This window comes from Polynucleobacter sp. UK-Gri1-W3, assembly GCF_018881595.1.
Lineage (GTDB): Bacteria > Pseudomonadota > Gammaproteobacteria > Burkholderiales > Burkholderiaceae > Polynucleobacter.
On sequence record NZ_JACVQA010000007.1, the window covers coordinates 1 to 20,517 of the forward strand.

Below are 20,517 nucleotides of genomic sequence, written 5' to 3' on the forward strand. Positions count from 1 at the left end.
CGTTCAGTTTGGCTAAGGTGTTGATAGGTCATGGCTACTTTGACTTGCAGGTCTAGAAGCTTTGGATACTAAAACATCCTTAGCCTCCTTAACTAGTTGTTCAAAGTTGCACTTCGTAGTTGAATCCACCGTGTTTAATGGCAGATTAATTCCCATTTAAGTAAAAATGCGTTTCAAGAAAAGGCCACTCAATGAGTGGCCTTTTCTTTGTTATCAACTCTTAAGTTACTGCCGTTATGAAAACCGCACCGAGTATCAATTGCTTAATTAGTCTTCAGACTATCAAACATGCGCAAAGATTCTTAGAGTTTAAGGGGCTCCACTGGATTCCAGCCGCGGTATGGTGACACGCCGATAAATAGAAAGATGACTGCCGTCACAATACACAATGAGGCGATCGATAAAGATACTTTCATTGCCTTCATGCTTCCCAGGTGGACTATGCCGACCGACAACAGCAGCAAGAATGAGAAGACTGGTATTGATGGCCATTTTTTTAAGCTATCGTTGTCATATGCCAGTGATTGCCTAATTTGTCTGTCATGGCGCATGGTTCCGATGGCTGACAGTAGCTGATTCTCGACGCTGCTTCGTTGATTGGGTTGATAGGCGATATCACTAATAATTTTATTTAAGGCCAGAAATTCAGGGGTCGCAATTTCACGTTTACTAACATCTCTACTCTCAATAGCAGGCCATTCTTTTTCAATGACTGCAGATAAATAATTTTTAAGTCCTGAGTGGATCTCTATTTGATCTTCCTTAGGGAGGATAGTTGCCGTGCTAATAATGGTTTCGATCGCATTTGATTCAGTGATTAAGTTCGAAATGGCTGACTGATGATGATCAAATGAATAGCCCGCTAAAGTTGAAATCGCAAGGCCAAAGATAAAGGAAGTGATTGATAGAAATGATGGCACAACCGCATCTGAATCATGAAGCCATCGAGCTATTGGCGAGTCATTGAGCGCCCAGTAAATCGCATAAGCAACACCAGCAGTTATCAGTGTTACTGCGACAATCAACATTAGTAATTCGGTAGTGAAGAGGCTCATTGAGTATGTATAGATCAGTTGTTTAAGGCTTGAAACCACTCATCTTGTTGTTAGGTGAGCCCGCCATGACGTAGCAAAGCATCAATACTGGGCTCTCTGCCTCTAAAGGCTCTAAAGGATTCAGCAGCAGGGCGGCTGCCACCAACCTCTAAAATCTCTTCGCGATAACGAGTGCCTGTTTTTTCATCCAAGACGCTACCAGTAATTTTTGCCGCCTCTTCAAAGGCAGAGTAGACATCGGCAGATAGCACTTCGGCCCACTTATAACTGTAGTAACCAGCTGCATAACCACCTGCAAAGATATGGCTAAAGGTATTAATCCAGCGCGAGATCTTCGGTTGCGCAATAACATTAAATTGATCTGCAATGGATCTAGAGAGTTCCAACACCGCTTGGCCTTGGGCATTCTTTGCATCAAAGCTGGCGTGCAAACGCCAATCTGTTAATGACATCACAATTTGACGTAAGGTCATATAGCCATTTTGGAAGTTCTTGGCTGCGAGAATCTTGTCAAACAATTCGCGAGGGAGTGGTTTGCCTGTTTCGGCATGTGCTGTCATTTTTTCTAAGACTTCCCATTCCCAGCAGAAGTTTTCCATAAACTGACTTGGCAACTCTACGGCATCCCACTCAACACCATTGATACCGGATACGCCTAAGGCACTAACTTGAGTCAAGAGGTGATGTAAACCGTGGCCACTTTCATGGAAGAGGGTAATCACATCATCATGAGTAATGGTGGGCTGGCGTAAAACACCATCCACCTTAACTGGCGGTGCAAAGTTGCATACTAAGTAGGCTACAGGGACCTGAATCTCCCCATTAGGCAATACTCTGCGGCCCCGAGCATCATCCATCCAAGCCCCACCACGCTTACCAGGGCGGGCATAAGGGTCTAAGTAAAAATAAGCCACGATATTGTCTTTGGCATTCTTGACTGAGAAAGATTGCACGTCCGAATGCCATATAGGTAAATCTGCCGCCTCTATCTTGACGCCAAATAAAGTCTGAATGACTTGGAAGAGACCATCCAATACTTTAGGTAATGGAAAGTATTGTTTGAGTTCATTTTCAGAAAAGGAGTAGCGCTCTTGCTTCAATCTTTCTGATGCAAAGGCAACATCCCATGGTTCTAATCCATCAACAATGGATAGTTCAGTCTTAGCAAATTCAGATAACTCTTGCCAATCCTTTAATGCAAATGGCTTGGCCTTTTGGGCGAAATTGGTTAAAAAAGAATCAACCTCTTCAACGCTGCTTGCCATCTTTGGTGCCAAGCTCAGAGCGGCATAGTTTTTAAAGCCCAGCATGCGTGCTTCTTCATCCCGCAGCCTTAACTGCTCCAACATATTTTGAGTATTGTCCCAATCTAATTTGCCCTTAGCAAACTCGGGCGCCAGTTCAGAGGCACGAGTTACATAGGCCTCATACATCAGGCGACGTAAAACCCGGTTTTCTGAATACTGCATGACTGGATAATAGGAAGGGAAGTGAAGTGTAAATGCCCAGCCTTGCAATTTCTTCTGCTGGGCGGTATCTGCGGCAGCAGCAATGGCATCCTCAGGCAGGCCGATTAAGTCTGCTTGATCAGTTACGAGATGAACAAAGCCATCAGTAGCGTCTAAAACATGATCCGAAAAGGCTTTACCCAATGTTGCTTGTTCATCCTGAATTTGAGAAAAGCGTGGCTTATCAGCATCGCTGAGTTCTGCACCACCCAGACGAAAATCCCGTAAGGAGTTCTCGATCACTTTTTTCTGTGCTGAACTCAACTTTGAAAAGTCAGATGCTTTGCTTAGTTCTTTAAACTTTTTGTAGAGCTCTAAATTTTGCCCAAGGCTCGAAAAGAAAGCGGTGACCTTAGGCAACATCTCGCCATACGCAACACGCAACTCTGGTGTGTCTGCAACACTATTGAGGTGAGAGATCACACCCCAAGATCTGCCTAAAGATTCTGTAGCATCCTCCAGGGGTTCGGCCAAGCAATTCCAGGTAGATGGAGTATTTGGATTAACGGCCAAATCAACAGCGTCTTGCGCATGCTTGAGGAGATATTCAATCGCAGGTGCAATGTGCTCAGGCTTGACCTCTGAATAGGCGGCGATACCGCGCCCAAAAGTGGTCAGAGGGTTGTTTTGTAGTTCAGCGGGGAGGCTATTTGTGAGGGATGTAGTCATCCCTCTAGCTTAATGGACTGGGAGCAATTTTGCCAAAAGTCCCAGTTAAATCCTTGGTGCCCAGTTAGTTAATGCTTTGCGGCCTTTTCAGCGGCTTCCAGGGTATTCATGAGCAGCATAGTGATGGTCATTGGGCCGACACCACCAGGAACCGGGGTAATCCAGTCAGCTACGTACTTAGCGGTATCAAAATCTACGTCACCACAAAGCTTGCCATCAGGCATGCGATTGATGCCAACGTCAATGACAACAGCTCCGCTCTTCACCATATCCCCGGTGATCATTTTGGGTTTGCCGGTAGCAACCACCAAAATATCTGCATCTTTTGTATGGTGGGCCAAGTCGCGTGTCTTGCTATTGCAAATGGTGACAGTTGCCCCGGCTTGCAATAGCAGCATTGCCATTGGCTTACCTACGATATTGGATGCACCAACAATCACTGCACGAGCGCCGCGAATCGGATATTCAATACTTTCCAGAATCTTCATGCATCCATAGGGCGTGCAGGGTTTGAACTCTGGTTGACCGACCATCAAGGCTCCAGCATTCGCAACGTGAAAGCCATCCACATCTTTTTCTGGGGCAATTGCCTCAAGAACCCGCTCAGAAGCAATGTGTTCTGGCAAAGGAAGTTGTACCAAGATCCCATGTATTGCAGGATCTGCATTGAGGGTAGCAATACGAGCAAGTAATTCTTCTTCGCCAAGTTCAGCAGAGTAGCGCTCTAAAACAGAATGAAAGCCAACCTCTTCACAGGCTTTCACTTTATTGCGGACATACACCGCACTGGCAGGGTTGTCGCCAACCACAATGACTGCTAAACCAGGTCTTGTGCCTTTGGCAGTAACAATAGCGCCGCGCGCAGCAATTTCAGTGCGCAGTTTTTTAGAAAGGGCGTTTCCGTCTAATAATTGTGCTGGCATTGAAAACCCTGTATTTAATTGGGCTGGGGGTCGGATAAAGCCAAGCGGAGCAGGTCTGCAACCGTATTGACATTGAGCTTTTCCATGATGTTGGCGCGATGCGCCTCAACAGTCTTAATGGAGATACCCAGATCATCGGCAATTTGTTTATTTAGTCGACCAGCAACAATACGCTCTAGAACTTGGCGCTCACGACCTGTTAGCTTGCTGAGTAAGCTTTGGGTAATTTTTCGCTGACTAGCTTGTGAATAGTCGATGCGTGCTTTGGCAAGCATGCGATCTACTAAACCACAAAGATCATTTTCTTTAAAGGGCTTTTCAATGAAATCTACTGCACCACGTTTCATGGTGGAGACTGCCATTGAGACATCACCATGACCAGTGATGAAGGCAACTGGCATTGGCAAGTTTTCGCTGGTGAGGCGCTCTTGTAATTCGAGGCCAGACATACCAGGCATGCGCACATCCAAAATGGCACAAGAGATAGTAGTTTTATCGGTGCTTTGCAAAGACTGCAAGAAGCGTTCTGCGCTTGCATGGCAACGCACAACATAACCATTGCTTTCTAAGAGCCAAGTAAGCGAGTCTCTGACTGCTTCATCATCATCAACTACATAGACCACTTCGGCTTGGTTTGGTTTTGCAGCAGCGCTTAAGTTCATATCAGCTCTCGTGAGGTAAATCTGTTAAATATTAACCTTGGATTGCGTTGATTCCAAGGGTAAAAGTATTGTAAAGGTGCAGCCAGCCAGCTTCGTCTGTTCTGAGTCTTGGACATTGGTAGCCCATAGCCTGCCATGGTGAGATTCAATAATAGAGCGGCAAATATTGAGTCCCATGCCCATTCCATCCGATTTTGTGCTGAAAAATGGTTCAAACATGCGTTCCAGTACGTTTTCAGAGATACCACCCCCGGTATCGGTGACTTGGATTCTGAGCATGGCTGGGAAAATGCTGGTGTCTAAATCTGCTCTAATCCGAACTGGTGGCGCCGACCAACGGGAGGAGAGGGGGTATGCCTCTCGCACGCTGTCCAGGGCATTTTTGAGCAGATTAACTACTACTTGCAAGATTAATACGGGGTCGAGATTAACGACGGGCAGATTTTCGGTAATTTCGGAGGAGATGGTTAAGCGGTGTCGATGCGCTTCAATTTCCACCAAGCCAACGGCATCATTAATGATCTCAGCAATATTGGATTCTTTGCGTTGTGGCTCACTGCGTTTCACAAAGCCTCGAATGCGTTGAATGATAGTACCTGCTCGATGCGCCTGTTCAGCTGCCTTCTCGAGAGCGGGCAAAATTTCTTTATTTAGTGCAGGGTCTAAGTTGCCTTCTAAGCGTTTCGCAACACCCATGCAGTAGTTTGAAATAGCTGAGAGGGGTTGGTTTAGTTCATGTGCTAAAGAGGATGCCATTTCACCCATCGTGGTGAGACGGCTAGTGAACTGCATACGCTCTTGTTGTTGAAGCGCTAGATCATCTGCCTCCTTGCGCGTAGTAATGTCGGTAGCGATTAATAATTGCGCAAGATGTCCGTCTACCCATGGGATAAAGCGACGCCTAACTTCAAACCATTGATTGCTTTCATCGCTTAACTGAACTTCTTCTGATTCGGATTCTTGATACAGGAATGAGCTTGGAATTCCGGGGGTAAATTCTTCTAAATCTTCTGCAATATCTCGCATTGTCGTGTTATTGGAGTCGCTGCCGGCCAACTGGTAGTGTCCTTTAGAGTCGTCTCCAAAGCGCTCTCGATAAAAACGGTTAGCAAAAAGTAGGGCGTTGGTTTCTAGAGAGACTACCGACACAGCGGCATCAAGACTTTCTAAAACAGTAGTGAAGCGTTCTTGAGATGCGGCCAATTCTTCACGAATCTTTTTAGGCTCTGAAATATCAATCAGGGATGTAACCCAACCAGTCTGCTTATCTTTTTCATTAATCAGTGGAGAGATAAATGTACGCGTCTGCATTAAGGTGCCATCTCGTTTTAAGATCGCACCCTCAATGCCGACTCTCATAATGAGGTTGACATCGGATTTCATCGCCAGATTCATTTTTTCAACAAGCTCATCCTTTCTGCTGTCAGGCCAAAATGGAAACGGTGGCGTTAGGCCAATAAGCTCATCCGCGCTCCAGCCCGTCATTTCACAGAAGGCTCGATTCACATAGGTAATACGCTTTTGCATATCGTGCGCACGAATACCCACTGGAGTGGAGTTTTCCATAGCATTACGAAATCTTGTTTCTGCACGTAGACTCGCTTCGGCCTCTTGACGAACTTGCATCTGTTTCAGAACAGACCAAAGACTCCAAACCACGAATGCACTCAAACCGAGTACAACGCCAATTAACATTCTGAAGGTGAGATTGGTTGGTGGCGGATAGGTGTCAATCCGCAAAGTGAGGTTGGGGCTTAAAACCCCAATATCTAAACTAGTCTGATTGCTAAACGCTCTTTTGGGAGTATTTTTATCTGAAGAGATGCCCAATACTCTTTCATCATCAGTGAGTAGAGTGAAGCGATAATTCGATTTTAGCTCCGCTGGAATGACATCTAATATGCCTTGGGTGGTGTAGAGAGCTGCTAAGAATCCGACAATTTCCCCGCTGACAATATTGGGAACTACTTGCCATAAAACGATTCTTCTCTCTGCGGAGATTGGTTCATCACCCTGGAGGTTTAAGGAAACAAATTGACTAAAAGCCGCTCGACTCGTTACGCGGCTAAGCTCGATTGTTGATGCAAGGCTTGAATTAATGAGCTGTTCATTTTGGGTTTTACTAATCCAATCGGATTTACCACTTTCAGCTGGAACAACCCATTCACGCTGTTGATCATTGTTTAACCAAATGATTTTGATAATTTCATGATTGTTGACAACTAGGTCTTCTGCTTGCTCGCGAGCAATTTGCTTTAACTTGAACTGGTCTGCACTAGCTGCAACTTCTCGATTGATCGTAGTCAATGTATCGAGGTTGCTAGTAAAGCGAGTTTGAATGCGTTGCTTTGCAAAAGAGAGCTCCCTAAATAAGGCAGCCTCTTGCTGGGTCTTTTCCTGAAGATGCAGCGTACCCAAAATAATGCCCATCACTGCTGTAAACAGAACGATCGCAAGTAGCGGGGTGTAAACAATCCTAAATCCGCGTATTTTGCGGAGCCATCTGATGGGGCCAAGGATTAGTCCGGAATAGGCTGTTTTTTTCATGAATGTGACGATTTTGCCCTACTTATTCACCCTGGAATGCAATTCTATGGCTTGGAGAGCTGCTTATTTGCAGTGCAATAAATTACCACATTATGAGAAATATTATCATTATGTGGAAAATTGCTTGTTTACACTCATATACCTTCCTAGAATATTGCCTATAAAGTTGATGACAAATTAAGCACTATTTAATGGAGACAAAAGATGGCAGCAGTTCCAGACCAAATATTAGGTAAACAGAATGTCCAGGACGCTGATCCAGGAGAAACTCAAGAATGGTTGCAAGCGCTAGATGGCGTTATTCGCAACGAGGGTCCCGAGAGAGCTGCCTATCTAATCGATCAACAAATTTCTCATGCGCGTGTAAATGGAGTGGTGCAGCCTTTCCATGCTGAGACTCCTTACATCAACACTATCCCTGTTGAAAACCAAGCACGTTTGCCTGGTGATCAAAACGTAGAGCACCGCATTCGTTCTTACACTCGTTGGAATGCCATGGCGATGGTTCTGCGTGCAAACAAAGACACTAACGTTGGTGGACACATTTCTTCATTCCAATCAGCGGCCACTTTGTATGACGTAGGCTTTAATCATTTCTGGCATGCACCATCTCCTGAGCATGGCGGGGATTTGATTTTTGTTCAAGGTCACTCAGCGCCTGGTGTATATGCACGCGCTTTTATGCTGGGCCGCCTCGAAGAGGGTCAACTCAATAACTTCCGCCAAGAAGTGGGCGGTAAAGGCATTTCTAGTTATCCACATCCTTGGTTGATGCCAGACTTCTGGCAGTTCCCAACAGTGTCGATGGGTCTGGGTCCCATCATGGCGATTTATCAAGCTCGCTTTATGAAGTACCTCACTGATCGTGGATTTATTCAAGAGCAGGGTCGTAAGGTTTGGGCTTTCCTGGGTGATGGCGAAACCGACGAACCAGAATCATTGGGTGCGATTGGCATGGCTGGTCGCGAAAAACTCGACAACCTCATCTTTGTTATTAACTGTAACTTGCAGCGCTTGGATGGACCAGTACGCGGTAACGGTAGCATTATTCAAGAGCTCGAGAGTGAATTCCGCGGTGCAGGCTGGAATGTGATCAAAGTAGTGTGGGGTGGTCAATGGGATGCCCTGTTTGCGCGTGACAAGAAGGGCATCTTGATGCAACGCCTTGGCGAGATCGTCGATGGCCAGTATCAGACTATGAAATCTAAGAACGGCAGCTATGTTCGTGAGACAGTTTTTAACACTCCAGAGTTAAAAGCTTTGGTGAGTGATTGGAGTGATGATGAGATCTGGCAACTGAACCGCGGCGGTCATGATCCACATAAAGTTTACGCAGCATTCCATGCGGCGGTAAATCACAAGAAGCAACCTACTGTGATCCTAGCCCACACCATTAAAGGCTATGGCATGGGTGGCTCAGGTGAGGCAATGAACATTGCTCACCAGGCGAAGAAGATGAATGATGACGATGTACGTCGTTTCCGTGATCGTTTTGAGATCCCAGTAAAAGATGAACAATTAGAAGAAATGCCTTTGGTGAAGTTTGCCGAAGGTAGCCCTGAATTGGAATACATGAAGGCGCGCCGTCAAGAGTTGGGCGGTTATTTGCCACAACGTCGCACAAAAGCCGAGAGCTTGCCGGTACCAGCATTGGATGTATTTACACCATTGCTTGAGGCAACTAGTGAGGGCCGTGAGATTTCAACCACCATGGCATTTGTGCGCATTCTCAATACGGTAGTGCGCGATAAGGTTTTAGGTAAACGTGTAGTTCCGATTGTTCCAGATGAGTCCCGTACCTTTGGTATGGAAGGCATGTTCCGTCAACTCGGTATTTGGAATCAATTAGGTCAGCTTTACACACCAGAAGATCACGATCAATTGATGTTCTATAAAGAGGATAAGACGGGCCAAATTCTGCAAGAGGGTATTAACGAAGCTGGCGGTATGTGTGACTGGATCGCTGCAGCAACTTCATACTCTACGCATGGCGTACCGATGTTGCCTTTCTACATCTTTTACTCCATGTTTGGTTTCCAGCGTATTGGTGACTTAGCTTGGGCAGCCGGTGATATGCGTAGCCGCGGTTTCTTGCTCGGGGGTACAGCAGGTAGAACTACTCTGAACGGCGAAGGCTTGCAACACGAAGATGGCCATAGTCATTTGTGGAGTGGTGCGGTTCCAAACTGCATTAGCTATGACCCAACCTTTTCATTTGAATTGGCAGTAGTGATTCAGGATGGTATGCGTCGTATGTTAGAAGTTCAGGAAGACGTTTACTACTACGTTACTTTGATGAATGAAAATTATTCACATCCAGCAATGCCTAAGGGTGCGGAGAAAGACATCATCAAGGGTATGTATAAGCTCAAGTCAGTTGGTGATGACAAGGCAAACTTGCGTGTACAACTTTTGGGTTCAGGCACCATCTTCCGCGAAGTGATCGAGGCTGCAGAGATTCTTCATAAAGACTGGGGCATTGCTTCTGACTTGTGGGGCTGTCCAAGCTTTACTGAGCTTGGTCGTGATTGGACTGCGGTACACCGTAGCAATCTGTTAAACCCAGCTACTGCACCTGCGTTATCTCACGTCGAGAAATGCCTTAAAGACACCGTTGGCCCTGTGATTGCTGCAACTGACTATGTCCGTTTGTTCGCCGAGCAGATTCGTCCAGCGATTCAGCATATGGGTCGTCGCTACGAAGTTCTGGGCACTGACGGCTTTGGTCGTTCCGATACTCGTGAAAAACTCCGCGACTTCTTTGAAGTAGATCGTCGTTGGGTGGTTCTAACTGCTTTGAGATCTTTGGTTGACTCTGGTCAGCTTGACCGCTCTAAGTTGGTTGAGGCGATCAAGAAATACGACATCGATACTACTAAACCAAACCCAATGATGGTTTGATAAGAGATAAATACTATGAGTCAAATAATTGAAATCAAAGTCCCGGATATCGGTGACTATAAAGACGTGCCAGTCATCGAAGTCTTGGTTAAGGCTGGTGACAAAGTGGAGAAAGAACAATCTATCGTTGTGCTTGAGTCTGATAAAGCCACAATGGATGTGCCTTCGTCACACTCGGGTATTGTCAAAGAAGTCAAAGTTAAAGTAGGTGATAACCTTTCTGAAGGTTCTTTGGTAATTACCTTGGAAGAGGGTGCTTCAACTTCAGCTCCAGCAGCAACACCAGTAGCAAGTGCTCCGGAACAAGCCCCTGTAGTAGCGAGTGCAGGCAGCGCTCCAATTGAAATCAAAGTCCCGGATATCGGTGACTATAAAGACGTGCCAGTCATCGAAGTCTTGGTTAAGGCTGGTGACAAAGTGGAGAAAGAACAATCTATCGTTGTGCTTGAGTCTGATAAAGCCACAATGGATGTGCCTTCATCGCACTCGGGCATTGTCAAAGAAGTCAAAGTCAAGATAGGCGATAACCTTTCTGAAGGATCAGTAGTTGTGATCTTGGAAGGCGGCGCTTCAGGTTCTGTATCCGCTCCTGCATCCGTATCTGCGGCACCAGCAGCTATATCAACTCCAGTAGCTCCCGCAGCCAAAGCTGTTGAACCACCAATTGCGCGTGCTCCAGCACCCCCTCCTATTAGTAATACACCTCCACCAGCAGATGCCGCAGCAAGTCATGCAAGCCCATCTGTGCGTAAGTTTGCGCGTGAACTAGGTGTCACTATTAATCAGGTCAAGGGATCCGGTCCTAAAGGTCGTATTACTCAAGAAGATGTCCAGGCATTTGTGAAGGCCGCAATGAGTGGTGGCGCAGGTAGTCCTGCAGCTGCTTCTAGTGGCGGTAGTTTAGGTGGTTTGAATTTGATTCCTTGGCCGAAGGTAGATTTCACGAAGTTTGGTGAGATCGAGCGTCAGCCACTCAACCGCATTAAGAAACTCACGGCAGCCAATTTGGGTCGCAATTGGGTGATGATCCCGGCCGTGACGTATCACGAAGATGCTGACATTACTGACTTAGAAGCGTTCCGCGTTCTCACCAATAAAGAGAATGAGAAGAAGGGTGTCAAGATCACGATGCTGGCTTTCTTAATGAAAGCTGCAGTAGCTGCGTTGAAAAAATATCCAGAGTTCAATAGTTCTTTGGATGGCGATGATCTGATCCTGAAGAAATACTTCAATATTGGTTTTGCAGCAGATACTCCAACTGGATTGGTTGTACCGGTGATTAAAGATGTGGACAAAAAAGGCATCTTTGAATTGGCTAAAGAAACTTCAGACTTAGCCGCTCTTGCACGCGATGGCAAATTAAAGCCAGACCAAATGCAAGGTGCTAGTTTTACGATCTCCTCTTTAGGTGGAATCGGCGGTACATATTTCTCACCAATCGTTAATGCACCAGAGGTAGCGATTATGGGTGTGAGCAAGGCAGCTATGAAGCCAGCTTGGGATGGCAAGCAATTTGTGCCACGCCTGATTTGCCCATTGTCCCTTTCTGCGGATCATCGCGTGATTGACGGTGCCTTAGCGACGCGTTTTAACGTGTACATTGCTCAGCTCTTGGCCGACTTCCGTCGTGCCAGTCTGTAAGGGGGATCTATGGCTAAGCAAATGATCCTTGTTCCGGATATTGGGGACTATGCAGATGTACCAGTAATCGAAGTACTGGTTAAAGTAGGTGATGTCATTGAAAAAGAACAGCCACTATTAGTGCTCGAATCAGATAAAGCCACTATGGAAGTGCCGGCTGATGCTGCTGGTACTGTCACTAGTATTGCAGTCAAGTTAGGCGACAAGGTGAGTAAGGGCGCTGTGATTGCTGAGATTGAAGCTAGCAGTGCAGCCCCTGCACCTCAACCAGCAGCAAAACCTGCCGCACCAGCAGCGCCTGCTGTATCTACAGTGGCAGCTGCCCCTGCACCAGTAGCCGGGCAGTACAGCGGCAAGGTAGACCATGAGTGTGAAGTGTTGGTACTTGGTGCTGGCCCTGGTGGTTATAGTGCGGCATTTCGCAGTGCCGACCTAGGCATGAACACTATTTTAGTAGAGCGCTATCCTACTTTGGGCGGAGTTTGCTTAAACGTCGGCTGCATTCCATCAAAGGCATTGCTGCACACAACTTCAGTAATGGATGAAGTCAAAACAATGGCTAAACATGGCATTACTTTTGGCGCACCCAAGATTGAGATTGATCAACTGCGTGGGTACAAAGAATCTGTCATTGCCAAATTAACTGGCGGTCTTGCCGGCATGGCAAAGGCGCGTAAGGTAAAGGTGGTACGCGGTCTTGGGAAGTTCTTAGATGCAAACCATGTCGAGGTAGAGTTAACCGATGGCACTGGCCAGGATCTCACTGGCAAAAAAGAAGTGGTGCGTTTTCAGAAGGCCATTATTGCCGCTGGCAGTCAGCCTGTGAAGTTGCCTTTCTTGCCGGAAGACCCACGCATTGTGGATAGTACTGGTGCTTTATTGCTTAAGAGCATTCCAAAGCGCATGCTCGTCATTGGCGGTGGCATTATTGGTTTGGAGATGGCCACTGTTTACAGCACTCTAGGTTCACGCATTGATATTGCCGAGATGATGGATGGCCTCATGGCTGGCGCTGACCGTGATTTAGAAAAAGTCTGGGAGAAGTTCAATGCCGGTCGTTTTGAAAAAATCATGCTCAAGACCCGTGCCTCTAAAGCAGAAGTAAAACCTGATGGAATTCAGGTGAGCTTTGAAGGTGAAAATGCACCAGCAGAACCGCAAACCTATGACTTGGTATTGGTTGCAGTTGGACGCACGCCGAATGGTAAGAAAATTGATGCTGGCAAAGCGGGTGTTCAAGTGAATGAACGTGGCTTTATTCCTGTTGATAAACAAATGCGTACCAACGTCCCGAATATTTTTGCCATTGGTGACTTGGTTGGTCAGCCCATGTTGGCGCATAAAGCAGTACATGAAGGTCACGTTGCAGCCGAAGTTGCTGCAGGTGAAAAATCTTACTTTGATGCGAAGCAAATTCCATCGGTTGCCTACACCGATCCTGAAGTTGCCTGGGCTGGTTTGACAGAAGAGCAGTGTAAGGCTCAAGGTATTGCTTATGAGAAGGGTTTATTCCCATGGGCTGCTAGTGGCCGTGCAATCGCTAATGGACGTGATGAAGGTTTCACAAAACTCATTTTTGATGCAACTACCCATCGCATTATTGGTGGTGGAATTGTTGGCACGCACGCTGGTGATTTAATTGGCGAAGTGTGTTTGGCAATCGAGATGGGTGCTGATGCAGTGGATATCGGTAAAACGATTCATCCGCATCCTACGCTGGGAGAGTCGGTTGGATTGGCGGCTGAGGCAGCGCACGGTCATTGCACCGACTTGCCGCCAGTGAAAAAGAAGTCTTAGGTCTTACTGATTTCTTGAGTATTAAGAAAGCCCCGAGAAAAAAGCCCCGAGAGATTGGGGCTTTTAAGTTTTAGTGCGGATGAATTTAGTTCTTATGAAATGAGTTCTGCCTTGAGTTCTCGAATACGCTCATCGACATAGTAGCCTCCACACTCTGTATATCGAAGGTATTTGCATCCACAGTGCTTGCAATCAAATACATCAGACTTGTTATAGGGATGTAAAGAGACTGAGATAGGAGCTTCCTTAGACCAGATGGTCATTCCTTTGGGGAGGCCTTCTTCCCAGCATTCAGGGGCGTCTTCAATCCTAAGTGTTCCGATGCGCTCCAGAGAATTTGTCATAAAACCTCCAGGAATGGTTTCCCAGCCTGCACAGCTAAGTGATAGACAGTCAGGGCATTTATCTTTTGAGTCAAAAGACATGGCGAGGGATAGCAGATCTTCTCTATTGATGCTTTTGGTCATTTCAAAAATTGATATAAAAGTGTGCTGATTGAAGTCGATCTTTAGCCAAGAATAAATCAAGACTCTCAAAACATAAGTAAAAGCCCCGACTAATCGGGGCTTTTACTTTGCAGGACTCACTGCATTTCTTATTTCTTCTTAGAAGTTTTGCTGGCTGCTCCAGCAGTCTTTAATACTGTTTCTGTAGCGCCTGTAAGGTTAGTTTGCGCAACTTCAACTGCATGTTTCACAGCCTTTTGACTCGTTTCAAATACATTGTTCGCAGAAGCAATTGCTTGCTTCATAGCTTGCACAGCAGCATCAGAACCGGCTGGCGCATTCTTTGTCCACTCTTCAACTAAAGAGTTCATTTTCTTTTGACCTACTTGAAATTCTTTTTCGGCGGACTCTGTGAAACTATTTTGTGTTTCATGGGCTAATTCATATAGGTGACGGCTATAGGCCATAATTTTTTCGGCCATCGGCTGAACTGCTTCTGCCTGATGAGCGAGTAATTGCTGAATGTCTTTTACTTCAAAGGCTTTCTTGGCGTTGTTCATGCTATCGCTCAAGCTTTGTTTGGCTATATGCATATTGAGCTCAACTAATTTTTCAATACTTTGCAATGCTTGATTGGTTAATCCGCTCAAGGTTTCTAAGTTTGCTTTTTGAGCTGCTGCAATTTGTTCTGGCGTTAAGTTCATATATATCTCTTTCCGTTTGACTGGTTTTTTGTATTTTGACTTTAGGCTTTTTCTAAATGTACTCTCTTTGACCATTGTATTGCCTACATGTTGCGTTGCAGCATAATTTCCACAGAGTTTGACTGAAAAGATTATTTATGAAAAGAGCCTAAAATTGAGGCCTTAGTAAAAAATCTCAATATTTTCAGTAAGTTACCTATGAAGCTTTCGCTTGATAACGCTATTGCACCGATATTTGTCCTTATTTGGAGTACCGGCTTTGTAATTGCACGGCTGGCCATGCCTTACGTAGAGCCAGCTACCTTCCTGTTTTGGCGTTTTGCAGGCGTTCTAGCGGCGATGGCAGCACTCAGCCTAGTTTGGAGAATAAGCTGGCCCAGTTGGTCGCAAATCAAGCATATTGCCTTTGCTGGCATCTTGCTGCAGTTTGGCTATTTACTGGGGGTTTGGTTTGCAGTCAGATTGGGTATGACAGCAGGTTTGGTGGCCATCATTGTTGGACTGCAGCCGATCGTCACTGCCTGGTTTGCAGCTTGGATTTCTGAAAAGGTCACCCCGCGTCAATGGATAGGGCTTGGTTTTGGATTTGCAGGCGTTGCCCTGGTGGTTGCAGAGAAGATTGGCTTTGTGCACATTCCTCTGCTTAGCTACGTATTAGCGTTTATCGCACTCTTATCCATTACGTTTGGTACGCTGTATCAAAAGAAATTCTGTCCCGTATTTGATCTGCGTGCTGGATCTTCTATTCAGTTTGGTGTTTCGGCAGTGCTGTGCTTTATCTGTATGTATTTGTTTGAGTCAGGAGAGATGGTTTGGAACCTCCCCGTCACCGGCGCGTTGCTTTGGGCAATCTTTCCCTTATCAATTGGATCAATTAGCTTGCTATTTATGATGATTCGAAAAGGGGCTGCAACTAAAGTCACGAGCTTTCTCTACTTAGTGCCACCGACAACGGCTGCAATGGCTTGGATGTTGTTTGATGAGCCATTCACTTTATTAATGGCGGTGGGCTTGTGTTTGACGATGACTGGCGTGGTACTCGTAAATGCCCGTCAGAACAATACAGTAGCGACGATTGCCGAGTAGGGCGCTTATTTAGTGGGGTGAATTACCTAGGTTGAGGCGAATAAAACAGCCTTGCCTTAGGAAATTAATTATCATTCCGTATGTTGAAAGTTTTGGAAGGTATTTTGGGATGCGTTTGAATCGATTTTGGCCCCTAGTCATTGCATTACTCTTTTCGTTTGGAGTATTGGGTAACGCACCTGTTCAGGCCGCAACAAAAGATAAGCAGAAGCAAGCAAAATCGACAAAAGTGGTGACTAAGTCACCCAAAAGAGCCAAGACTGTCCGCGTCACTGTTACTAGATCATCTGCACCTGTAGTTGCAGGACCTCCATCATTGGCTACTGCATTAGGTTTACGTGGTCAGCGCGATGAGCTCAACCTTAAATCCACTGTAGTGATGGTGGTCAATCAAGATACGAAGGAAGTCTATTACGAGAAGAATCCTTCCGTCAGTTTGCCAATTGCTTCTATCACCAAACTCATGACTGCCATGGTGACGCTCGATGCAAAATTGCCAATGGATGACGTCATTGTCATTAATGCTGAAGACGCGCATATTTATCGGCATTCTCGTTTGGCTGAAGGCACTTCACTTACTCGAGAAGATGCGCTGCATTTGGCTTTGATGTCCTCTGAGAACCGCGCTGCATATACTTTAGCCAGAAACTATCCCGGCGGCCTACCCGCATTTGTTGCTGCTATGAACCGTAAGGCAAAAGATCTCGGCATGGAGCACTCTCATTTTGAGGATCCTACTGGACTGACTAGTGAGAATGTTGCTTCGGCAGAAGATCTCACGCGGATGCTAAATGCCGCCTATCAGTACAAGACTATTCGTGAGTTCTCAACTTGGCCAGATTTAACTATGGTGATCGCAAATCGCCCGCAAAAGTTTTTGAACACAAATCGTTTGGTGCGCTCTGGGGATATGGACATTGGACTGCAGAAGACGGGCTTTATTAACGCCGCAGGTAGATGTTTAGTAATGCAAGCAAGAGTAAACAACACGCCATTGTTATTGGTCTTCTTGGATTCCGTAGGAACGCAATCACGTTTTGCAGATGCAGTACGGGTGCGCGATTGGTATGAGCGCATGCCATCTGGCACGCAACCCATTCGTCGCTTGATGTAACTGATTAGTCTATTAAGCTGCTGAGCCTGGCTCGGCAGACTTGGGTTTAAAGCCCATTCCTTTAGATATCTGCAGGGCAGTTTCTTGTAAGGCGCGTAGCCAATCCGCCTGAATACGATCGGTTGGAGCGCTCAGCGATAAGCCGGCAACCAGTTTTCCGGTGTCATCCAAGATAGCGGCAGCTAAGCAGCTCACACCCAACTCTAATTCTTCATCATCACGAGCGCTACCAACTTTACGGACGTGATTGAGTTCGGTTTCGAGCTTACCAAGATCGGTAATGCTATTACGTGTGTGACCTGATAAACCAGTACGAGTCACGTACGCGCGCACCTGCCCAGGATCATCACTGGCTAAAAAGAGTTTGCCAACAGATGTGAGGTGTAGCGGGGCACGACCACCAATGGCGCGGACAACCTGCATACCGGAGCGCTCGCTATAAGCGCGGTCGACGTAGACGATTTCATCACCTTGTCGGACGGATAGGTTTACGGTTTCACCAGTGAGTTTATGAAGGGTGCGCATCGGTAGTTGAGCAGCCTCACGAACTGAAAGACGTGCTTTGACTAAGTTGCCTAACTCTAATAGCTTGAGGCCAAGTCGATAAGTGCCACCATCGCCGCGCTCAACTAAGCGGCAGGCAACCATATCGTTCAGAATTCTATGGGCAGTAGAGGGGTGAAGACCCGTAATCTCAGCCAGATTCTTCAGACTGCTAGAGTCCTCTTGATCGGCAAGTGCGTCGAGCAAATTCATCATGCGCTCCACCACCTGGATGGCAGTTTTGCCAACTTCGCCAGTAGATCTAGGAGTTTTGATGGTGTTCATAGCCCACATTGTAGCGATTTCAGATGAAATTGCATAATATGAAATCCTATTTTAGGAGGCTATCCCAGCAAATTGAGGTATTTCTAGGGCCGTCCTAAGTTTGACTTAAGGCTGTCTTAAGGCCTTTGCACACTCACTAACAAGATCCGGACCGCGATAGATGAGTCCGCTATAGAGCTGTACTAGGCTAGCGCCCGCCATGATCTTCTCCCGGGCATCTGCGCCCGATAAGATGCCGCCAACACCAATGATCGGTAGCTCATTACCCAGTCTGGCTTTTAAGGCTTTAATTACTACATTAGACGCATTGCGCACGGGGGCGCCTGATAGGCCACCCGCTTCAGTACTAAATTCCATGCCTTGCACTGCTTCTCGCGAGATGGTTGTGTTGGTTGCAATGACCGCATCAATTCCAAACTCCATTAAAAGATCGGCAATCAGGTTGATATCGCTAGGGTCTAAGTCTGGTGCAATCTTCAGAAAGAGTGGCTTACGGACGCCATAGCGATCGCTCAGGCGTTTTCTAGCGTCATCCAGGCTTCCCAATAATTCGCGGAGCATTTCCTCGCCTTGTAAGGCGCGTAGATTTTGGGTGTTTGGTGAAGAGATATTAACGGTAATGTAAGTAGAAATTTCGTAGACCGCTTCCATTGCCAAAACATAGTCACGAGACGCCTCTTCAATTGGAGTGCTGGCATTCTTACCAATATTCAAGCCAAGTACGCCACCGTTTTGCCAGAACTTCGAGCGACGAGCTCTGGCAACACAGGCATCAACACCATCATTATTAAAGCCCATGCGATTGATGATCGCCTGAGCTTCAGTTAAGCGAAACATGCGGGGTTTAGGATTGCCAGGTTGTGGTCGAGGCGTTACTGTGCCAATTTCTAAGAATCCAAAACCCAACGCAGCGAGTGCATCAATATGTTTACCGTCTTTATCTAATCCTGCAGCTAATCCAACAGGATTCGGAAATTCAATGCCGCACAGTGTTTGGGGATCGTTAATTGGCTTGCTAACGAGGCGCTCTAATAATCCCCAGCGCTGCAAGCGATGCATATTGTCCAGAGTGAGGTTATGCGCTTTTTCTGGGTCTATACAAAAAAGCCAAGGGCGTAGAAGGGAGTAACGATCGATCATGGGTAGATATTATGACTCAGACAGTACCTGCCAATGGTCATCTATCAAGCCTTCCATCGGCTGAAATTTCACCTTATATGACATCTTGTCGCTTTCCTTGATGTAGTACCCAAGATAAAGGTAAGGCAAGCCTAGTATGCGAGCTTGTTCAAGCTGCCACAAAATGCTGTAGCTGCCATAACTCGCAGATGAGATTGAAGTGTCATAAAAGGTATAAACAGAGGAAATGCCTTGCTCCAAAATATCGATCATGCTCACCATGCGCAATCGACCGGGATGCGGATCATGTGGACCGTCCCGAAATTCCACAATGCGTGAGTTCACTCGACTTTGCAATAAAAACTGCATGTATTGATTTTGATCATCACTATCCATATCACCACCTGCGTGTCGTTCAGTTTGATAGCGCTGATAGAGTTGGTAGTGCTCTTCTTGATAACCTAGATTGAGAACGGAGGCTTCAAGGCCAGCATGTTTTTTCTGGGCACGGCGTTGACTGCGAGAGGGTTCAAACTGATTTACTAAAAGACGCGTAGAGATACAGGCCTTGCATTCATCACAGTAGGGGCGATAGGTGTACAAACCACTGCGTCGAAATCCAGCATTGATTAAATCGTTGTAAGCATCCGCATGAATCAGATGGGAAGGCGTCGCTACTTGTGAGCGAGCAGTCCTATTGGGAAGATAACTACACTCGTATGGCGCTGTTGCATAGAACTGCAGTGCGGTGAGGGGGAGTTCTTTAAGCTGAGTCATAGCCAGCGATGCAAGATGGTTTTATTAAAAGTCCAGGATTGCTCAATCTTAGTTTGATTTATGGATATTTGCAGTTGCTCTAAAAAAGCCTGTCTTGGCATTGGGGCAGCCCCCAATGAAAGAAGATGAGCTGTCTCTTGCTGGCAGTCGATCATGTGAATATCGTTGCTAAGGCACCAAGCGCTCAGGGCAGCCAAGGCAATCTTCGAGGCATTGGTCTTATGGCTAAACATTGATTCACCAAATACCATTCCCCCAAAGGATACGCAATACAGGCCACCAGTCAGCCGACCATCTTCCATAACAGCAATGCTATGGGCATTTCCTTGTTCATGCAGCGCAGTGTAGGCGTCAATAATTTCATGGGTAATCCATGTGCCATCTTGATTCTTGCGTGAGCTAGTGGCGCATGAGCGGATGACTGCGCCAAAATCACCATCTACTACTATCTGCGATTGGGCATTTTGACAAAAGGAGCGAATAATTTTCCTTAGTGAGTCGCTGCATTTAAATTCCTGAGGCTTTAATACCATTCTAGGATCAGGAGACCACCACAGGATGGGCTGGTTATCTGAGTACCAAGGAAAAATGCCTTGTTGATAGGCGCGAGCAAGTTGCCCCGGATAGATTTGTTCACTAACTGCAATTAATCCAGGAACGCTGGGGTCAGGATCAGCCTCTAAAAGGGGATTTGGAAAGGGATCGTGAGGACCTAACCAGGCAATCTGACTCATGCCAAC

Annotated in this window: 16 protein-coding genes; 5 read left to right on the forward strand and 11 right to left on the reverse strand. The window is 46.4% G+C overall.

All coding sequences use genetic code 11. The features are described from left to right. Positions 1 to 302: 302 nt before the first annotated feature. The 5 genes from ICN36_RS07190 to ICN36_RS07210 all read right to left on the reverse strand — a co-directional run bounded on the left by ICN36_RS07190 (position 303) and on the right by ICN36_RS07210 (position 7,364). A complete protein-coding gene (locus tag ICN36_RS07190; protein WP_216227733.1) occupies positions 303 to 1,055 on the reverse strand; it encodes a hypothetical protein in 753 nt (250 codons plus the stop codon). A gap of 50 nt (positions 1,056 to 1,105) precedes the next feature. After that, complete coding sequence (locus ICN36_RS07195) at positions 1,106 to 3,232, reverse strand: M3 family metallopeptidase (protein WP_216227734.1); 2,127 nt, start codon at positions 3,230 to 3,232, stop codon at positions 1,106 to 1,108. A 68-nt stretch (positions 3,233 to 3,300) separates the two neighbouring features. Continuing rightward, positions 3,301 to 4,155: a bifunctional methylenetetrahydrofolate dehydrogenase/methenyltetrahydrofolate cyclohydrolase FolD gene (folD, locus tag ICN36_RS07200; protein ID WP_216227735.1), complete on the reverse strand. Its 855-nt coding sequence runs from the start codon at positions 4,153 to 4,155 to the stop codon at positions 3,301 to 3,303. 14 nt (positions 4,156 to 4,169) lie between these two features. Next, positions 4,170 to 4,817: a response regulator transcription factor gene (locus ICN36_RS07205; protein WP_216227736.1), complete on the reverse strand. Its 648-nt coding sequence runs from the start codon at positions 4,815 to 4,817 to the stop codon at positions 4,170 to 4,172. Between the two features lie 24 nt (positions 4,818 to 4,841). After that, positions 4,842 to 7,364, reverse strand: coding sequence for a PAS domain S-box protein (locus ICN36_RS07210; RefSeq protein WP_216227737.1), 2,523 nt, complete (start codon positions 7,362 to 7,364; stop codon positions 4,842 to 4,844). A gap of 204 nt (positions 7,365 to 7,568) precedes the next feature. On the opposite strand from ICN36_RS07210, the gene aceE reads away from it, so the two are divergent. From aceE to lpdA, 3 genes are read left to right on the forward strand one after another with little or no spacing between them, the layout of a single operon-like run. Beyond that, the gene (aceE, locus tag ICN36_RS07215; protein WP_216227738.1) at positions 7,569 to 10,265 is read left to right on the forward strand and encodes a pyruvate dehydrogenase (acetyl-transferring), homodimeric type; all 2,697 of its coding nucleotides are present in this window, start codon (positions 7,569 to 7,571) and stop codon (positions 10,263 to 10,265) included. A gap of 15 nt (positions 10,266 to 10,280) precedes the next feature. Further along, positions 10,281 to 11,906 carry a dihydrolipoyllysine-residue acetyltransferase gene (gene aceF, locus ICN36_RS07220; RefSeq protein WP_216227739.1) on the forward strand — a complete coding sequence of 542 codons (1,626 nt, stop codon included), beginning with the start codon at positions 10,281 to 10,283 and terminating at the stop codon, positions 11,904 to 11,906. Between the two features lie 9 nt (positions 11,907 to 11,915). Next, positions 11,916 to 13,703, forward strand: coding sequence for a dihydrolipoyl dehydrogenase (lpdA, locus tag ICN36_RS07225; protein WP_216227740.1), 1,788 nt, complete (start codon positions 11,916 to 11,918; stop codon positions 13,701 to 13,703). Between the two features lie 92 nt (positions 13,704 to 13,795). Here lpdA and ICN36_RS07230 read toward each other — a convergent pair whose 3' ends face one another. Then, the gene (locus tag ICN36_RS07230) at positions 13,796 to 14,170 is read right to left on the reverse strand and encodes a hypothetical protein (protein WP_216227741.1); all 375 of its coding nucleotides are present in this window, start codon (positions 14,168 to 14,170) and stop codon (positions 13,796 to 13,798) included. A gap of 128 nt (positions 14,171 to 14,298) precedes the next feature. After that, positions 14,299 to 14,853, reverse strand: a complete 555-nt coding sequence (locus tag ICN36_RS07235) for a phasin family protein (RefSeq protein ID WP_216227742.1) — start codon at positions 14,851 to 14,853, stop codon at positions 14,299 to 14,301. Positions 14,854 to 15,051: 198 nt separating this feature from the next. Here ICN36_RS07235 and ICN36_RS07240 point away from each other — a divergent pair, with 198 nt between their 5' ends. Both ICN36_RS07240 and ICN36_RS07245 read left to right on the forward strand, forming a co-directional pair. After that, positions 15,052 to 15,939, forward strand: coding sequence for a DMT family transporter (locus ICN36_RS07240; RefSeq protein ID WP_216227743.1), 888 nt, complete (start codon positions 15,052 to 15,054; stop codon positions 15,937 to 15,939). Positions 15,940 to 16,048: 109 nt separating this feature from the next. After that, complete coding sequence (locus tag ICN36_RS07245) at positions 16,049 to 17,053, forward strand: serine hydrolase (protein WP_216227744.1); 1,005 nt, start codon at positions 16,049 to 16,051, stop codon at positions 17,051 to 17,053. Positions 17,054 to 17,065: 12 nt separating this feature from the next. Here the strand turns inward: ICN36_RS07245 and ICN36_RS07250 are convergent, their stop codons facing one another. The 4 genes from ICN36_RS07250 to aat all read right to left on the reverse strand — a co-directional run bounded on the left by ICN36_RS07250 (position 17,066) and on the right by aat (position 20,511). Further along, on the reverse strand, positions 17,066 to 17,881 hold the full coding sequence (locus ICN36_RS07250; RefSeq protein WP_370623451.1) for an IclR family transcriptional regulator: 816 nt from the start codon (positions 17,879 to 17,881) through the stop codon (positions 17,066 to 17,068). Between the two features lie 105 nt (positions 17,882 to 17,986). Then, the gene (locus ICN36_RS07255) at positions 17,987 to 19,021 is read right to left on the reverse strand and encodes a quinone-dependent dihydroorotate dehydrogenase (protein ID WP_216227746.1); all 1,035 of its coding nucleotides are present in this window, start codon (positions 19,019 to 19,021) and stop codon (positions 17,987 to 17,989) included. Between the two features lie 9 nt (positions 19,022 to 19,030). Continuing rightward, the gene (locus ICN36_RS07260) at positions 19,031 to 19,777 is read right to left on the reverse strand and encodes an arginyltransferase (protein ID WP_216227747.1); all 747 of its coding nucleotides are present in this window, start codon (positions 19,775 to 19,777) and stop codon (positions 19,031 to 19,033) included. After that, a complete protein-coding gene (gene aat, locus ICN36_RS07265; RefSeq protein WP_216227748.1) occupies positions 19,774 to 20,511 on the reverse strand; it encodes a leucyl/phenylalanyl-tRNA--protein transferase in 738 nt (245 codons plus the stop codon). Before aat ends, ICN36_RS07260 begins: the two co-directional genes overlap by 4 nt. Between the last annotated feature and the right edge of the window lie 6 nt (positions 20,512 to 20,517).

Bases quoted from the DNA above. Each gene is read 5' to 3' on its own strand.
- aceF (WP_216227739.1), top strand. From the start codon at position 10,281: ATGAGTCAAATAATTGAAATCAAAGTCCCGGATATCGGTGACTATAAA.
- ICN36_RS07250 (WP_370623451.1), bottom strand. From the start codon at position 17,881: ATGAACACCATCAAAACTCCTAGATCTACTGGCGAAGTTGGCAAAACT.
- ICN36_RS07245 (WP_216227744.1), top strand. From the start codon at position 16,049: ATGCGTTTGAATCGATTTTGGCCCCTAGTCATTGCATTACTCTTTTCG.
- aat (WP_216227748.1), bottom strand. From the start codon at position 20,511: ATGAGTCAGATTGCCTGGTTAGGTCCTCACGATCCCTTTCCAAATCCC.
- lpdA (WP_216227740.1), top strand. From the start codon at position 11,916: ATGGCTAAGCAAATGATCCTTGTTCCGGATATTGGGGACTATGCAGAT.
- folD (WP_216227735.1), bottom strand. From the start codon at position 4,155: ATGCCAGCACAATTATTAGACGGAAACGCCCTTTCTAAAAAACTGCGC.
- ICN36_RS07195 (WP_216227734.1), bottom strand. From the start codon at position 3,232: ATGACTACATCCCTCACAAATAGCCTCCCCGCTGAACTACAAAACAAC.
- aceE (WP_216227738.1), top strand. From the start codon at position 7,569: ATGGCAGCAGTTCCAGACCAAATATTAGGTAAACAGAATGTCCAGGAC.
- ICN36_RS07260 (WP_216227747.1), bottom strand. From the start codon at position 19,777: ATGACTCAGCTTAAAGAACTCCCCCTCACCGCACTGCAGTTCTATGCA.
- ICN36_RS07230 (WP_216227741.1), bottom strand. From the start codon at position 14,170: ATGACCAAAAGCATCAATAGAGAAGATCTGCTATCCCTCGCCATGTCT.
- ICN36_RS07255 (WP_216227746.1), bottom strand. From the start codon at position 19,021: ATGATCGATCGTTACTCCCTTCTACGCCCTTGGCTTTTTTGTATAGAC.
- ICN36_RS07240 (WP_216227743.1), top strand. From the start codon at position 15,052: ATGAAGCTTTCGCTTGATAACGCTATTGCACCGATATTTGTCCTTATT.
- ICN36_RS07205 (WP_216227736.1), bottom strand. From the start codon at position 4,817: ATGAACTTAAGCGCTGCTGCAAAACCAAACCAAGCCGAAGTGGTCTAT.
- ICN36_RS07210 (WP_216227737.1), bottom strand. From the start codon at position 7,364: ATGAAAAAAACAGCCTATTCCGGACTAATCCTTGGCCCCATCAGATGG.
- ICN36_RS07235 (WP_216227742.1), bottom strand. From the start codon at position 14,853: ATGAACTTAACGCCAGAACAAATTGCAGCAGCTCAAAAAGCAAACTTA.
- ICN36_RS07190 (WP_216227733.1), bottom strand. From the start codon at position 1,055: ATGAGCCTCTTCACTACCGAATTACTAATGTTGATTGTCGCAGTAACA.